The sequence below is a fragment of the Nocardia sp. NPDC058633 genome (assembly GCF_042717045.1).
Taxonomy (GTDB): Bacteria; Actinomycetota; Actinomycetes; order Mycobacteriales; family Mycobacteriaceae; genus Nocardia.
In genome coordinates this window covers 271,904-287,674 of the sequence record NZ_JBHXRA010000006.1, presented here as the reverse complement: position 1 = coordinate 287,674, position 15,771 = coordinate 271,904, and the positions used below count along the sequence as shown (strand labels likewise).

Here is a 15,771-nt window from a genome sequence, read left to right as displayed (position 1 = left end):
CGCTCAGTGGAACAGTCCGTCGGTGTGCACGTCGGCACCGGTGTCGGTGACGGTGCTCGATTCACCGAACAGCGACGCCTCGCTCCCGCCGAGGCCGGAACCGTGCAGGCCGGAACCGAACGCGCTCGACACATCGACCGCGGACCAGGTGTCGGCCGCCGTGGTGACCGCGCCCTGCGTCGTCGCGCCGACCGTGCCGGAAGCGTCGGCCTGGGTTGTCGAGGTCGCCGTGGACTGGCCCGTGAGGCCGCCTGCCGCGGCGGTGCTGCCCTGCGCCGTGCCGTCGACGGTGGAGGTGAACCCGCCCGCGAGCTGGCTGCCGCCGGTCATCGCGCCCGACAGTCCCGCGTCACCGAGGCCGCCGAGGCCGGTCTCGAGGCCGGTTCCGGTTTCGGCGCCGCCCGTCGCGGAACCGTTCAGGCCCACGCCGGTCTCCACCGCACCGGTCAACCCGGTCTGCGCACCGCCGACAGCGGAACCCGCGAGCTCAGAACCTGCGCCGACGACACCGTCAAGGCCCGCCTGCGCACCACCGGACGCCGAGCCGGCCAGACCCACACCGGACCCGGCGAGACCGCCCAGACCCGCCTGCGCGCCACCGACCAGGCCCACACCGGACTCGACGGCGCCGGTCATCCCGGTCTGCGCGGCTCCCGACAGGCCGACACCGGATTCCATCGCCGCACCGAGTCCAGCCTGTGCACCCGAGGTGGCCGAGCCGGCCAACTCGGTGCCGAAAGTCGCCGCGGTATCGAGGCCGCCCTGTAGACCGGTGGTCAGCCCGATCCCTGTCGTGGTGGACAGTGCCGAGTCCACGCCGGCCGTGACCTGGCCCGAACCGCCGCCGGTGAGCAATCCGTCGACATCGAGTTCGGTGCCCGCGCCACCGGTGAGGCCACCGATCAGGCCGGTGCTCGCCGAGGCTGCGCCACCCAGACCGGTTTCCAGGCCGGTGCCGAACTCCGCACCCGCGCCGACCACACCGTCGAGACCGGTGATCGCCGTCGTGGTCGCGGCGGCACCCAGGCCACCCGCGGCCTGCGCCCCCGCGTTGGCCACCGCGCCGAGCCCACCGTTGACGCCGGCCCCGAGCCCGCCGACCGCGGTGGTCGCCCCGCTCAGCCCGGCATCGAGACCACCGTCGAGACCGGCAACGACATCGCCGCCCGCGCCCACAGCCCCGTTCAGCGCACCGTCGAGATCAGCACCCACCGCGCCGCTGAGGCCGGTACCCACGCCATCGAGACCGGCGGCGAGATCCGTACCCGCACCCACCGCACCTGACAACGCACCGCCCAGACCGATACCGGCGCCGGCCACGCCCCCCAGCGCAGCGTCCACCCCGGTCTCGAGATCGGCGCCTGCGCCGACCCCGCCGTTCAGCGCGCCGTCGAGCCCAGCGCCCGCACCGATCGCGCCGTTCAGCGCGCCGTCGAGCCCGGCGCCCGCACCGATCGCGCCGTTCAGAGCACCGTCCAGTCCCGACTCGAGGTCGGCGCCCGCACCCGCGGAACCGTTCAGTGCACCGGTGAGGCCAGCGGCCAGATCGCCCCCAACGCCTGCTACACCGCTCAGGCCGGCGGCCAAGTCACCGCCCACACCGACCGCACCGTTCAGCGCACCACCGACACCGGCAGCCACATCGCCACCGACACCGACCACACCACCGAGGCCCGCAGCCAAGTCACTACCCACACCGACCGCACCGTTCAGCGCACCACCGACACCGGCTGCCACATCGCCACCGACACCGACCACACCACCGAGGCCCGCAGCCAAGTCACTTCCCACACCGACCGCGCCGTTCACAGCGCCGGTGAGGCCGGCGGCGAGGTCAGCACCTGCGCCGACCACGCCATTGAGCGCACCACCGACGCCGGCAGCCACTTCGCCGCCCACGCCGATCGCACCGTTCACAGCACCATTGAGACCAGCAGCCAGATCGCCACCCACACCGATCGCACCGTTCACAGCACCGTTGAGGCCGGTCGTCAGGTCGGCGTCCACGTCCACGTTCGCGCCGGTGACGGCGTCGAGGGCGACGTCGATGCCGGCTCCTACCTGGGCGGCGGCGTCGGCGACAACCGACGCTACGGCGCCGAGGCCGACGTCGAGGCCGAGGTCGAGTTCGGCGTCGGCTGCCGCGGCCGCGGTGACGGCGGCAGCAGCGGTGGCGGTGGAGGCGAGGGCCGCGCCCGTGCTCGCCGCGGCGCCTGCCGCCACGATCGCCTGCAACTGGGAGCCGCCGCTGACCAGCGCGGATTCCGCCACCATCGGGGCGACGGCGGAGATGTCCTCCGGGGTCACCGTCAGGCCTGCCTCGGCCAGCGCGTGGCACGGGTTGGCGCAGTAGGAGGCCGCGGCGTCCCGGTCGCGCAGCAGATTGAGGATGAACTCCAGAATCGCGTTCGGTGTCATCGAGATCAGCTCCTCCAGATCATGGGCGATGAGGCCCGACCTGTTTGTCGTTGGAATGTCTTTCACGCTAGGTGAGCCCGTCGTTACAGGTAATGGGGCGAATACCTAGTTCGCGCCGGACGCACCCGTTAGGGGCCCGCCGTCGATTAGGGGAATTTCCCCGTACTTGCCCCGCCGGGGGTAACAGCTCCCACCTGGCAACCGACAGATCGAGTGGGACGCCTGCCATCGGCGATCTCGCCGCGCACAAGCGTTTACCGGTCCACCGAAAGTCCTGCGAACGGGGTTGTCCAATGACAGAGCGTCTGGCGCTCGGCATCACTGTCGGAGCTGCGAATTCGATCGCCGCGGCCACGACAGCCGACGGGACCGGTGCCACCGTTCTCTCCCACCGCAGCGCGTTGTCGCTCGGCGCCGACGGATCGGTGAGCTTCGCCGACACGACCCGCCACCCGCGCGCAGTGGTCGTCGACGACTATCTGTCCAGGGTCGGCGACCCGGTGGATCTGCTGGCAGAAGACGGTTCCACCCACGACGCGGCCGACTTGGTCGCCGCCGCCACCCGCGCGTTGATCGCCGAACTCTCCGGCTCCGCAACCGAATCCGCCACTGCGCCGACCACCGTCGCGTGCTGTCCGGCGTGGTGGCCGGAGCAGACCGTCGAGGCCGCACGGGCCGCGCTCGCACGGGCGGGTCTGCCCGAGGTGACGCTGGTGCCCGAGCCGCTGGCCGCAGTGCGCCGATACGAGATCGAGCACGGACTGCTCGACGACGGCGCGTTGGTCGTCTACGACCTCGGCGCGAGCGGGTTGACGGTGACGGTCCTGCGCACCGGCGAGCAGGCCGGACTGCTCGGCGTCCCGGTGCACGCCACCGCGATCGCCGGTTCGGAATTCGATCTGCTGACCATGCGCTACGTGCTGGCAAATGCGCTGGACGGAAACGACATCGATCCATTCGATCCCGTTGTCGAAGCGGAATTGTCGGCACTGCGGCAACGTTGCGCAATCGCGAAAGAAGAACTCTCCCGAATTACCGCGACGGCGGTTCCGGTCGGCATGCTCAACCCCGCCGTCCACACCGCACAGGTCCGGCTGACGCGGGGCGAACTCGAGGATCTGCTCCGCCCGCTCCTGCTCGACTCGATGAATCTGGTGCAGGACGCGGTGCGCCGCGCCGACCTCACCCTCGGCGACATCAGTCGGGTGCTGCTCACCGGCGGGGGTGGCGCGATCCCCCTGGTCGCCGAGCTGATCTCCACCGAGTTCGGCCTGCCGGTGATCGCCTGCGCCGACCCGGCGACCTGCGCGGCACAGGGCGCGGCCGAGATCGCCCTCGACGTCGCCGCGATCAATGTCGCTACCGTGGCCATCCCGGTCGTACCGGTGGCCCCGGCGCCGGTTGCCGTGGCACCGGCGGTAGAGAAACTCGCGCTGCCGCCCTCGGAGCCCGCACCGACCAAGATGTTCACGGCCAAACGCTCGGCGATCATCGCGGCGGCGGCCCTGACCATGGCCGCGCTGGCCACCGGCACCCTCGCTCTCGGTGGCACCACGCAGTTCTCGCCCACCGGGCCCGCGGCGACCACCAGCGCCCCACAGGCCCCCGGCGCCCCCGCGTCGACCGGTGCCGGCGGAGCGGGCGGGGCCACGAACTCCGCGGTAACCGATCCTGCGCGACCCGGCGCCGAGGCGCCGTCGGGTGCGATCCCGGTCGGCACGGCCGACGCGGGCGTTCCCGGCAGTACGCCCGGGACGGGGACGCCGGCACCCGCCGGAGCCCCCGCAGCCGGAGCTCCCGCCGCCGGAACACCCGCCGGGGGCACACCGGCGCCGGCGGGCCAGCCCGGCCCCGCCGCACAGCAACCGACACAGACGCCGCCCGGTGCACAGGCCCCGGCACCCGCGCCTGCCCCGGCACCTGCTCCCGCACCTGCACCCGCGCCCGCACCTGCACCCGCGCCCGCACCTGCACCCGCGCCGGCTCCTACCCCTAACCGGCCACAGGCTCCGACCATCCAGGTCGACCCCGGCGGCCTGCTCGACGACGTGGGCGGCGCGGTCGGCGACACCCTCGAATCGGGCACGCAACTGCCGGGTCGGGTCCTCGGAGGAAATGGTGGCTGAGATCGCTCTCGACACCTTCCCCAACGCCCGAACCGTTTTCCGCGAACTGGGCACCGTCGATCAGCAGGCGGTGTTCCTGCTGATCCGCGGCCGAGCCGGAACCGGAAAATCGTTCCTGCTCAACGCCGTTCGCGCACATCTGCGTGGCCGCGGCCTCCCGGTCGTCGAATTCGCGGCCGACACCGTGGAGCACGCGGTTCCCGATCGGGCGGTGCTCGTCGCCGACAACGTCCACCACTACAGCGACGCCGAACTGCGCGCGCTCTGCGCGGCCATCGAAACCGGACAGCGTTCAGTGGTGCTCACCACCCAGCCGCGCCCACACGATCCCCGGCTGCGCGCGCTGACCGACGCGGTGGCGCGCAACGGCCGCACGGTGGACCTGCGGGCGCTGGGCAGTGCCCACATCGCCTCGTTCGCCAGGGAACTCGGCGTGGCCGTGTCCCAGCCCCTCGCGCTGCACATCCATCAGCTGACAGCGGGAATCCCCGGTGGTGTCGTCGCGGCGCTGACGGGCGCGCACGCGGCGTCGCTGCAGACCTGCGAGACAGCGGTCGACGAAGCCGTCACCGCGTGGACGCGGTCGCTGCTGGAATCGGTCGAACCTGAGCTGCTCGAAACGCTGGTCATCGCCGCGACCGGAACCGGTTTGGACGCGACGGAACTCACCGAGGTGCTCGGTGTCGACACCGCCACCGCGCACGAGCTGATCGACCGCGCCAGGGCGGGCGCCCTGGTCACCGATGCCGATCTGCTCCTCTCCCCCGCCGTCGGTCCGCTGCGGACGCTGCTCGGCGATCGCCGCTATGTCGAGGTGCAGCGCAAACTGCTCACCGCGCGACTCGACGCCGGTCTGCTGCGCGATCGCACAGCGCTGATCCTGGCCGAGTCCGGTGTGGTCGATGCGCGGCTGGCCGAGTTCCTGTGCCGCACAGCGGAGAAGTCGGATCAGGCGGCCCGCTGCTATGCCGCGGCGGCGGCGGCCGGTGCGGCGGTCGAGTCGATCGCGGTGCGCTGGGCCGAGGCCGCCGCGCACGCGGGCGACACCGACACCGCGTTGCGCCTGGCCGAACCGCTGCTGACCGCGGACAACATCGCACGGGCCGAACTCGTCGCCGCGGTGCGAATCTGCGCGGGCGTGCTCACCCGCCGAGGACTGGTGAGCCGCGCGGCCAGCCTGTACAACTGGCTCGGTCCCGATCGGATCGGCGCCGACTGGGCTCCCGCGGCGATGGTCCTCACCCTGGCCGGCGACCAGGCCGCCGCCGCGCGGATGTCGGCCTCCGCACAGCACTGGCCGCCGACCGAGGCCGACGCGGGAGCTCGGCTGATCGCGCACGCGCTCGACGAATCGCTCGATCCACACGGCGCGGGCACGGCCGCGGCGATTTCGGCACTGATCCAGGCGGGCAACACCGACACCGGTGACGATCGCTATCTCCCCTGCTCGGCTGTCTCGATCGCCACCCTGCTGTGTCTCGGCAGCGGCGAGCCGCGCCGTGCCGGTGACGCGCTGCGCCGGGCGGCGGGCATGGGCGGCGGCCGACAACTTCCGGTGCTCACCGCCTGGACCGCGTTGCTCGGCGGCGACGAACGCCGCGCCGCGAGCACCCTCGCCGAGATCGACATCCCGGCCCTCGCGCCCCGCGATCAACTCCTCGCCCATGCCCTGTCCGTCGGCCTGGCGCGCCGCGGCGGCGATCACGCGGTCCTTGCTCGCGCGTGGCAGGCGGCCTGCCCCCTGTTCGACGAACTGGAAGCCGACCTGTTGAGCCTGTTGCCGATCGGCGAACTGTGGCTGGCGGGCATCCGCCTGCGCGATGTGCGCCGGATCGAGCCGCTCGTCGACGCGACCAGAGCGCTGGTGCGCAAGCTGGGCCGCGCACCCGCCTGGACCAATTCCTTCCACTGGTACGGGGTGCAGGCCGCGCTGGCCGACGAGTCGCCGAGCGCGCTGCTGCCCCACGCCCACGCGCTCAGGACGGCGGCGGAGGCGGGCGACCGGCAGGCCGGAGTGCTGGCCGACGCCGGACGCACCTGGGTGCTCGTCCTGCGCGGACAGGTGGTCGCCGCCGATGTGCAGGCCGCGGTGTCGGCGCTGGCCGAACTCGGCCTCACATGGGACGCTGCCCGCCTGGCCAGCGAAGCCGCCCTCGCGACAGGCGATTCGACGGCCGCGACCGCCCTGCTCAAGCTCGCGCGCTCGGTGCGCACCCAGGCTCAGCCGGTGGAGCCGCCGCGACCGACCGCACAACCGCTGCCGCAGATACCGGCCGGGCCCGTGCCGCCGAACGGCGAGTCCGGTGCTCTCAGCGACCGCGAACGGGAGGTGGCCGAGCTGGTTCTGCTCGGTCTGACCTATCGGGAGATCGGCGCGAGGCTGTACATTTCCGCGAAGACCGTAGAGCATCACGTCGCGCGGATCCGACGTCGAATAGGCGCGCGCTCACGATCGGAATTACTGTCAATGCTGCGCGCGATGGGACACGGCCAACTGCTGGTGTGACTCGCGCGGATTATGTCGACGCCGAGTGAGGGGTGTTCCGCCGATGGCCACTGGGGTCGGCCTGCGTATCGCCGATGACGAATGCATCGCCGCGGTGGTCACCGAGGACGGCACTGTCCAGTTGATCGAGCGTGCTTCGATCCTGCACATGTCCGACGACGGTGACGCCGCCCTCGGCGGACCAGCTCCCACCGGGCACGCTCACACGATCGCCGGATTCGTCCGCGCGATCGGCGACCCGGCAGGCGTCGATGTCGACGGCGGCGAGGCCTATCGCGCCGAGGACCTCCTCGCGACGGCCATGTTCTGCCTGATCGATCTCACCACCGAGCACCTCAGCGGCCCCGCCGAGTTCTACGCCACCCACCCCGCGGGCTGGTCGCCCGAGGTCGTGCGCGGCGTGCGTGAGGCTCTGGACTATCTGGGCTTGAAGTCGGTGGCCCTGCTCGGCGAGGACGAACTGCCCCAGCCCGAGGACGGCGCCGATCCGGGCAAGACCTTCGCCAACGCGGCCGCCGAGGCCGCGCTGGTCGCGGTGCTGGCGACCCCGGCGGGCGCGACGCCGCCCGACCCGATCGTCACCGAGAACGCCATGGTGGCCACCGACGTGATGCCCGCGCTACCGCCGCCCGTGGTGACGGCACAGGCGTATTCGGCGGCGCTGCCGGTCTCGCCCCAGCCGACGAAGGCGATGACGCCGGTCGCGCCCGCCCCGGTCGCCGCACCCGCGGTGGTTCCCGCCGACACACCCGCCCGCGGCAAGACCCCGCTGCTGATCGCCGCCGCCGCGGTCATCGGACTGTTGCTGGGCGGCGTCGCTGTCGCGGTACTGATTCGCGACCCGGGAACAACCGCGCCCCCGACGATTTCCGATGCCCGCCCGGAAACGCTCACCCCCACCTCGGCGCCCGCGCCGCCCCCACCGCCGCCGGTCGCCGAATCGCCACTCCCGCCGCCGGTCATCATCACGACCACCATCGAGCCGGAGCCGACGACCACCACCGAGGCGCCCCCGACGACCACCCCGGAGCCGACGACCACCCCGCCGACGACCACCCCGAGCCCTACCACCACCACCCGTCCTCGGCTGCCGTTCGGGACCTACCCACCCGGCTATCTTCCCGCGCCCCTGACGATCCCGGGACAGCGCTGAAACCAGCAGCCGGACGGTAACCGCGCCGGCTGGGCGAGCGTGCCTTAGAGTGATGCGCTGACCGACTTGATCGCCGTCGGCGGTGTTCTCGGTCACTGGTTGATGACGAAGGGATTTCATGCGCAAGTTGGTGGCGCGTCGCGCCGCGGTCAAGGCAGCCTCCGCCGGGTTCGCCGCGACTGTTCTTCTCGCACCCCTGCTCGGATCCGGTATCGCATCATCGGAACCTGTTGCACCACCCCAGCTTTCAGTCGACGCGTTACCCGGCGAACTGGTGACCGCGTTGTCGCGTGATCTCGGGATGACGCCCACCGAGTACCTCGATCGCGCCGCGCGCGCCCAGCAGCTGCGCGACTACGCGAGCGAGTTCCGCGCCGCGAACCCCGACACCTTCGCCGGTGCCTGGCTCACGCCGGAAGGCAAGGCCGTCGTGGCCACCACCGACGCCGAAGCAGGCAAGCTCGTCACCGCCGCGGGCTACCAAACCCACCTCGCGCCGATCTCGGCCGGTGGCCTCGAAGGCGCGCTGGTGCAACTGAGCCAGTGGATCGCGAGCCTGCCGCCCGCCATCTCCGCGCCGATCAGCTCGATCGCGATCGACGCGCTCAACAGCCAGTTGGTGCTCAACGTGGCCAACACCGGCACCGGCCACATGCTGAACCTGCCGACCCTGATCGCCACCATCAAGGTGGTGCTCTCGCCCGGCGGCGGCGGTCCGGTGGAATACAAGCCGATGGGCGGCGACACCTACATCACCGCGACCAAGGACCTGCACGACGCCACCCTGCGCGGCGTCGACGTGTGCTCGTTCGGTTTCAACAGCACCGACGCCGCGGGCAACGCGCTCAACATCTCCGCGGGCCACTGCAACCCGAACGTCGACGGCGGCGGCTCCGCCTCGGTCTACGTGCCGAACGTGCGCGACATCCCCAACAGTCCCGAGGTCGGCTCGTTCACCCACGCCGTGCTCGGCGGTCCCGCCTCGCTCGACTACTCGGTGATCAAGCTCAACGAGCGGGCGGTGAACGCGGGCATGGACCAGCCTCGCGTGCGCGGCGCCGAGGGCACCACCCTGACGCTCACCGGGACCGCCGAACCCGTCACCGGCGCGCCGGTCTGCAAGACCGGCCAGTCCTCCACCTTCACCTGCGGGTTCGTCTCCGCCGACCGCGTGGAGACCCAGCTGTTCACCGAGGCGGGCGTCAGCAAGACGATCCGCGGCTTCGCCAGCACCGCCTGCACCCTGGGCGGCGACAGCGGCGGCGCCATCGTCACCGGCACCCTCGCCCTCGGCATCACCAGCGGCTCGAACGCCTCGGCCGCGCCCAACTGCACCGAAGCCAACACCCAGCTGGCCCCTTACGGCGGCACCGCGTCCCTCGGCATCCCGATCCGGCCCATTCTGGCCGACATCGAGGCCTCCTCCGGTGGCGGCGTCGGCAGCGGAATCATGGTGCGCACCAAGCCCAACGCGGGCTGAGCCGGAACAAATCACCGACCGGACCGGGTGAGCGAAATCTCTTGCCCGGTCCGAGTAGGCATAAGTCGCTCGAGCCCATATAGTTCGGATCATGCTCCTGCCACGTATGGGTCGTACCCCGTCCGCGCGAAGCTCGACAAGAGCTCGGAAATCGATGATCGCCGCTTCGGCGGCGTTTCTGCTGTTCGGCCCCACGATGGCGGTTGCCGACGCGCAGCCCGCACCCGCAGACCTGCCCGCCCAGCTCGTCGAGGCGGTCACTCGCGATCTGAAGATCTCGCCCGACGAATACCTGCGCCGCGCCGAAGTCGCGCAGCAGGTGGCCGCGTTCTCCACCACCGCGCAGCGTCAGTTCCCGCAGGTCTTCGCCGGTTCCTGGCTGAGCGACCAGGGCAACGCGGTCGTCGCGCTGTCGCAGGGCCCCGGCGCCGAGCAGGCCCGGGATGCCGCGCAGTCGGCCGGTTTCGAGGTCCGCAACGTCGCCAAGAGCGAGTCCATGTTGCGCGGCGAGAAGACCGCCTTCGAGAACTGGCTCGCCGCCGCGCCGCCGGAGATCTCCGCGCTGGTGCGTGGCGTCGTCATCGACACCGTGAACAACTCGATCGCGGTTCGCGTGCAGCAGGCCGGCCTGCCGCTGCCCAGCTTCATCGACCCCTCCCGCGTCATCGTCACCGCCCCGCCGGTGGCAGGCGAGCGGATCGACCTGTCCGCCACCCCCGTCGCCGGTGACGGCAACGGCGCGCTGGCCGGCGGCGACGGCTACGCCTCCGTGGTTGGCCGCAGTTCGCTGCGCTGCTCGCTCGGCTTCAACGGCACCGACCGCTCGGGCAACGTCATCAACATCTCGGCGGGCCACTGCAACCCCGACCTCGAGTCGGCGGGCACCGGCAACGCCGCCGCCGTCTACGAGGTCAACGGCGACCGTGCGGGCGCCCAGCTCGGCACCTTCCAGAAGTCGGTGCTCGGCGAGCAGGACTACTCGATCATCCGGGTCAACGACAACGCGCGCGCCCGCTTCGAGAACAACCTGGTCCGCGTCCCCGGCAACGCCCCCATCGCCGTCGACGGCGTGGCCACCCCCGTGGTCGGCGCCCCCGTCTGCAAGTCCGGTGCCCGCACCGGCTTCAGCTGCGGCGTGATCAACGGCATCGACCAGACCGTCCAGGTCGGCGACCGTCAGCTCACCCAGAGCTTCTCGGCCAACATCTGCGCCCTCCCCGGCGATTCCGGCGGCGCCATCGTCACCGGCCGCCTTGCTCTCGGCATCTCCAGCGCGTCCTCGGTCGCCGACTTCCCCATCTGCGAGATCCCGAACATCATCGGTGCCCTCACCGGCGACACCCCCCAGCTGTTCGCCCAGCCGCTGACCGTCGTCCTCTCGGACAACCCCGGTCTGTCGGTCCGCACCAACTGATCACCCCCATGTAGGCACAGAGCAGCCCCGAAAAGGCCGGTAGCACTCCCGCTACCGGCCTTTTCCGCGTCATCACACCCCTCGGCCACACCCCGGCGGCCTCAGACCGCCCTACCGACCCGGCAGTGCCGAGACCGCCGAAGCACCGCGCTCCCAATTCCGCACTCGCGCCCCGGGCACTACCCCCTGAGATCCATGCCCATTACCAACCAGTACCGCCCTGCGTCTCACCACCCCAGATGTACGCTCGCCCAGCACTCCTGTCGGGGGGAGTCGCGCACACCGGCCAGCCGACCGGCTGTGCAACTGTGAGCAGGGGACTTTCGATGTGAATCACTCAGCGGGGAAAGCATTTCCGTCAGCACGCATCGCGCGCACAGCGATAATCGCGGCGGCGATGCTGGCAGGCGTCGCCGGTTGTGCGGCCGAAAGCACTTCGAGCCCGACGTCGACGACGCAGAGTCCACCCACGACAGCGCAAGCCGCAGTCCCGACGAGTACGCCCGCGATCGCACCACCGGCCCCGCTCGCCCCGGCGCCTGCCCCCACCTCCGCCGCCGCGCCGGCACCGACCGCGATCATGCCCACGGTGGTCTGCATGAACCTGCAGCAGGCGCAGGACACCATCCAGGCGGCGGGAGTGTTCTTCTCCCGGTCCACCGACGCCAGCGGCCGTGGCCGCGCCCAGATGATGGACCGCAATTGGACCGTCGTCGCCCAGGAGCCCGCACCGGGAACACTGATCGGCGAGGGAGAAGCGGTGCTGTCGGTGGTGAAGAACGACGAACCCAGCCAGTGCTGAGGTGAGTCCGGCGGGCCCATGTACGCGCGCGCTCGTCGCGCGCGTTGACAGCTACGAGTTGCCGCTGCGTGGAAGAGCAGTGAGGCGCGGGTTCCTGGGAATCCGCGCCTCACCGGGTGTTCGTGTTCAGTTCGTCAGCTCTTGCGACCCGGAGACTTCGCACCGGACTTGAAGCCGAGTCCGCCGGGCTTGGCGGTCGGCGGAGCTACCGAGGTGCCGTTGCCGTTGGTCGGCGCGGCCTCAGTGGCCGACTCCGCCGCGGGCGCTTTCGGTTCGGCAGCAGCCGCAGGCTCAGCCGGGGCCGCAGGCTCAGCCGGGGCCGCAGGAGCCTCGGCGGGAGCGGCGCCAGGAGCCTTCGGGCCGGGCCGCTTCAAGCCCGACTTCATGGCAAGCCCCTTCGCGGGGACCGACGGCTTGGACTCCGCAGGAGCCGAAACCTCAGGGGCGACAGGAGCCTCGGCGGGAGCCGCCTCCGCGGCCGGAGCCGCCGATCCCTCGGGAGCCGCGGCTGCCGGAGCTGCCGCCTTGGCACCTGGAGCCTTGGCCTTGCCCTTCATGCCGAGTCCCTTGACCGGCGCGGCGGCCGGTGCGGGAGCGGCTTCAGCGGCGGGGGTTTCGGCAGCCGAGGTTTCCGGCGCGGGAGCGGCAGGCGCCTTCGCACCGGGAGCCTTGGCCCCACCCTTCATCCCGAGTCCACCACCGGGAGCCTTCGCTCCACCCTTCATTCCCAGACCCTTGACCGCGGGAGCCGCGGTTTCGGTGGCGGGAGCCGCGGACTCGGTGGCAGGGGCCGCTTCCGCCGCGGGGGCCTTGGCACCGGGAGCCTTGGCGCCGCCCTTCATACCGAGCCCGCCACCGGGGGCCTTTGCCCCACCCTTCATGCCGAGGCCCTTGGCCGGGGCGGCCGCGGTGGTCTCGGCAGCTGGGGCTGCCTCAGCGGAGGCTTTCGCGCCGGGCGCCTTGGCAGCACCCTTCATGCCCAGACCGCCACCGGGCGCCTTGGCCCCACCCTTCATACCCAGACCGCCACCAGCAGGAGCAGCCTTCGGCGCCGCCGCGGTCGCGGTCGCGACCTCGGCGACCGGCTCCGGTTCCGGTTCGGGTGCCGGCTCGGCCTTGGGCTCCTGGACAACCACCAGGTTGGCCGACAACTCGGCCGCATCGATACGGGTGATCGAGTCCAGCATCAGCTGCGACACATCGACAACCTCGACGCCCTCGCCCTGGCCCTGCTCCTGACGGGCGGTGACACCGTCGTTGAGCATGACCCGGCAGAACGGGCAACCCGTCGCGATCTTGGTCGGGTTGGTCGAGAGCGCCTCGTCGACCCGGTCGACGTTGATGCGCTTACCGAGCTGCTCCTCCATCCACATCCGAGCACCACCGGCACCACAACACATCGAACGTTCGCCGTGACGCGGCATCTCGACCAACGTCGAGCCCGACGCCTCCATCAACTCACGCGGCGCGTTGTAGATCTTGTTGTGCCGACCCAGGTAGCAAGGATCGTGGTAGGTGATGTTCTGCGAGACCTGCGCGACCGGGACCAACTGCTTCTGGCGCACGAGCCGGTTGAGCAACTGGGTGTGGTGCACGACCTCGTAGGTCCCACCGACCTGCGGGTACTCGTTGTTCAAAGCGTTGAAGCAGTGTGCGCAGGTGACGACGATCTTCTTCTTGGACTGCTCGACACCTTCGAACACCGAGTTGATGACCTCGATGTTCTGCATCGCCAACTGCTGGAACAGGAACTCGTTGCCCGCGCGGCGAGCGGAGTCACCGGTGCAGGTCTCCTCGGCACCCAACACCATGAACTTGGTGCCCGCGGTCGCGAGGAGCTCGGCGACGGCCTTGGTGGTTTTCTTCGCGCGGTCCTCGTAGGCACCGGCACAACCAACCCAGAACAGGTACTCGTAGCCGTCGAAGCTGTCGGCGTCCTTACCGAAGACCGGAATGTCGAAATCGACTTCCTTGATCCAGTTCAGGCGATCCTTGGAGTTCTGACCCCACGGGTTGCCCTTGTTCTCGAGGTTCTTGAACAGGCCGGCCAGCTCGGAGGGGAACTCCGACTCGATCAGCACCTGGTAGCGGCGCATATCGATGATGTGGTCGACGTGCTCGATATCGACCGGGCACTGCTCGACACACGCGCCACAGGTGGTGCAGCTCCACAGCACTTCGGGATCGATGATGCCGTGGATGTCCTCGCCACCGACCAGCGGACGATCGGCTTCGGCCCGAGCGGCCTCGGGGATCTTGGCCAGCGCGGCCTCGTCGGGCTTGCCGTCGGCGTCGACCAGACCGACCTCGTCACCGCCGGCGTCCTTGCGGCCACCGGCCAGCAGGTACGGGGCAGCGGCATAACCGTGGTCGCGCAGCGACATGATGAGCAGCTTGGGCGAGAGCGGCTTACCGGTGTTCCAGGCGGGGCACTGCGACTGGCAGCGGCCACACTCGGTGCAGGTGGTGAAGTCGAGCCAGCCCTTCCAGGAGAAGTCCTCCATGCGGCCCGCGCCCAGGTTGTCGACCTCGGGGTCGACGTTCTCCATGTCGAGGACCTTGCCGTCCGACATCATCGGCTTGAGCGCACCGAGGGCGACGCTGCCGTCTGCCTCGCGCTTGAAGTAGATGTTGAAGAAGGCGGAGAACCGGTGCCAGGCCACGCCCCAGGTGATGTTGCGGCCGACCAGGTACAGGAACGCCATGCCCGACATCAGCTTGATGAACGCGAAGATCGACACCATGGTCGGGCTCGCGGGCAGCAGCTTCGCGATCTGCATGGTGAAGAAGTCGGTGGAGGCGTGCCCGTTTCCGTAGGTGGCGATCTTGCCGGCCTTGACGAAGATCATGCCGAGGCCCTCCATCAAGACGATCGTCTCGATGACATAGGCGGGGGCCATCTTGGAGCCGCTGAAACGCGACAGGCGTGCGGGAGTCCGCGGGTGGTTCAGCTGACGGATGATGATCAGCGCGGTGATGCCGACCACGGTGCCGATGCCGAGGATCTCGTCGACCAGGTGGTAGATGGCCCAGTTGCCGATGATCGGCCAGTGGAACGAGCCGTCGAAGGTCTGGCCGTAGGCCTCGAACCACAGGATCGCGCCGAGGATGAAGCCGGTCATCACCAGCCAGTGCGCCCAGCCGACGGTGCGGAACTTGTTCATCCGCGTGTGGGCCGCGACCTCGACGAACATGTTCTTGAACCGTGGGAAGAACGGTCGCCAACGATCGGGAGCCGTCTGGCCGATGGTGATGGCCTTGCCGATGTTCCATGCGCCGCCGATAAACGACGCCCAACAGAACAGGCTGAGCACAGCTCCAATCGTGCCCAACGTAATTGTCAGGGCATTCATGTCGCGACCTTTCTTTCGAGGCAACACGAGGGTCTGAGCGAGGAGACCTCACTCGATTGCTCGTATCGTAACCGCCACTAAGTTACCGGCCAGTAACTAACACTGTCCACCGTAGGATCGGCATTTGTGCTCTGACCTTGTTTACTGCAACTTGACCTGTGGTTTGCCTGTGAGCAATCTCACATAAAAGTTTGCTGCGGGGTTCCCGTAGCGCCCGTTGAACACCGTAAACCGTCCGTGAACTGCGGTGAAGCTAAGGTCAGGCTTACTAAGCCCACCGAAATTCCTTCTGGTCTCAGGGGATTCGGTCCATTAAGCTCCAGCTGTTCTGCATGCTGTGCCGGTCTTCACACTGCTCGGGGAGAAGTAGGCGACATCTCACATGGGTGCCCTACTTGACGAGTCTCGCGTGTCGCTCGATCGCACGCCGCACCAACACCTGATGATTGGAACCTGAATGAACTTCCGTAGGACCACTGCGGCTGCCGCACTGGTTATCGGGGCGATGACTGTGGCCAC

At 70.0% G+C, this 15,771-nt stretch carries 9 protein-coding genes; 6 read left to right on the top strand and 3 right to left on the bottom strand.

Going from position 1 to position 15,771, the window contains the following annotated elements:
* Positions 1 to 3: 3 nt before the first annotated feature.
* Positions 4 to 2,418, bottom strand: coding sequence for an IniB N-terminal domain-containing protein (locus ACFWUR_RS10240; RefSeq protein ID WP_378904856.1), 2,415 nt, complete (start codon positions 2,416 to 2,418; stop codon positions 4 to 6).
* 293 nt (positions 2,419 to 2,711) lie between these two features.
* On the opposite strand from ACFWUR_RS10240, the gene ACFWUR_RS10235 reads away from it, so the two are divergent.
* The 5 genes from ACFWUR_RS10235 (at position 2,712) to ACFWUR_RS10215 (ending at position 11,097) form a co-directional block, all read left to right on the top strand.
* Positions 2,712 to 4,544 carry an Hsp70 family protein gene (locus ACFWUR_RS10235; RefSeq protein ID WP_378904853.1) on the top strand — a complete coding sequence of 611 codons (1,833 nt, stop codon included), beginning with the start codon at positions 2,712 to 2,714 and terminating at the stop codon, positions 4,542 to 4,544.
* Positions 4,537 to 7,050, top strand: coding sequence for a LuxR C-terminal-related transcriptional regulator (locus ACFWUR_RS10230; RefSeq protein WP_378904850.1), 2,514 nt, complete (start codon positions 4,537 to 4,539; stop codon positions 7,048 to 7,050). Before ACFWUR_RS10235 ends, ACFWUR_RS10230 begins: the two co-directional genes overlap by 8 nt.
* A gap of 43 nt (positions 7,051 to 7,093) precedes the next feature.
* A complete protein-coding gene (locus ACFWUR_RS10225; RefSeq protein WP_378904847.1) occupies positions 7,094 to 8,203 on the top strand; it encodes a hypothetical protein in 1,110 nt (369 codons plus the stop codon).
* Positions 8,204 to 8,321: 118 nt separating this feature from the next.
* On the top strand, positions 8,322 to 9,683 hold the full coding sequence (locus ACFWUR_RS10220) for a S1 family peptidase (RefSeq protein WP_378904844.1): 1,362 nt from the start codon (positions 8,322 to 8,324) through the stop codon (positions 9,681 to 9,683).
* A 154-nt stretch (positions 9,684 to 9,837) separates the two neighbouring features.
* A complete protein-coding gene (locus ACFWUR_RS10215) occupies positions 9,838 to 11,097 on the top strand; it encodes a S1 family peptidase (RefSeq protein WP_378904841.1) in 1,260 nt (419 codons plus the stop codon).
* Between the two features lie 333 nt (positions 11,098 to 11,430).
* On the opposite strand, the gene ACFWUR_RS10210 is transcribed toward ACFWUR_RS10215, so the two are convergent.
* Positions 11,431 to 11,697 carry a hypothetical protein gene (locus ACFWUR_RS10210; protein WP_378904838.1) on the bottom strand — a complete coding sequence of 89 codons (267 nt, stop codon included), beginning with the start codon at positions 11,695 to 11,697 and terminating at the stop codon, positions 11,431 to 11,433.
* Between ACFWUR_RS10210 and ACFWUR_RS10205 the strand changes: the two genes are divergently transcribed.
* Complete coding sequence (locus ACFWUR_RS10205; RefSeq protein WP_378904835.1) at positions 11,696 to 11,899, top strand: PASTA domain-containing protein; 204 nt, start codon at positions 11,696 to 11,698, stop codon at positions 11,897 to 11,899. The two genes, ACFWUR_RS10210 and ACFWUR_RS10205, sit on opposite strands and share 2 nt — an antisense overlap.
* A gap of 134 nt (positions 11,900 to 12,033) precedes the next feature.
* On the opposite strand, the gene ACFWUR_RS10200 is transcribed toward ACFWUR_RS10205, so the two are convergent.
* Entirely contained in the window at positions 12,034 to 15,252 is a 3,219-nt protein-coding gene (locus ACFWUR_RS10200) for a (Fe-S)-binding protein (RefSeq protein WP_378904832.1), read from the bottom strand.
* Positions 15,253 to 15,771 lie beyond the last annotated feature (519 nt).

Bases quoted from the DNA above. Each gene is read 5' to 3' on its own strand.
- ACFWUR_RS10240 (WP_378904856.1), bottom strand. From the start codon at position 2,418: ATGACACCGAACGCGATTCTGGAGTTCATCCTCAATCTGCTGCGCGAC.
- ACFWUR_RS10235 (WP_378904853.1), top strand. From the start codon at position 2,712: ATGACAGAGCGTCTGGCGCTCGGCATCACTGTCGGAGCTGCGAATTCG.
- ACFWUR_RS10225 (WP_378904847.1), top strand. From the start codon at position 7,094: ATGGCCACTGGGGTCGGCCTGCGTATCGCCGATGACGAATGCATCGCC.
- ACFWUR_RS10220 (WP_378904844.1), top strand. From the start codon at position 8,322: ATGCGCAAGTTGGTGGCGCGTCGCGCCGCGGTCAAGGCAGCCTCCGCC.
- ACFWUR_RS10215 (WP_378904841.1), top strand. From the start codon at position 9,838: ATGATCGCCGCTTCGGCGGCGTTTCTGCTGTTCGGCCCCACGATGGCG.
- ACFWUR_RS10205 (WP_378904835.1), top strand. From the start codon at position 11,696: ATGAACCTGCAGCAGGCGCAGGACACCATCCAGGCGGCGGGAGTGTTC.
- ACFWUR_RS10210 (WP_378904838.1), bottom strand. From the start codon at position 11,697: ATGCAGACCACCGTGGGCATGATCGCGGTCGGTGCCGGCGCGGCGGCG.
- ACFWUR_RS10200 (WP_378904832.1), bottom strand. From the start codon at position 15,252: ATGAATGCCCTGACAATTACGTTGGGCACGATTGGAGCTGTGCTCAGC.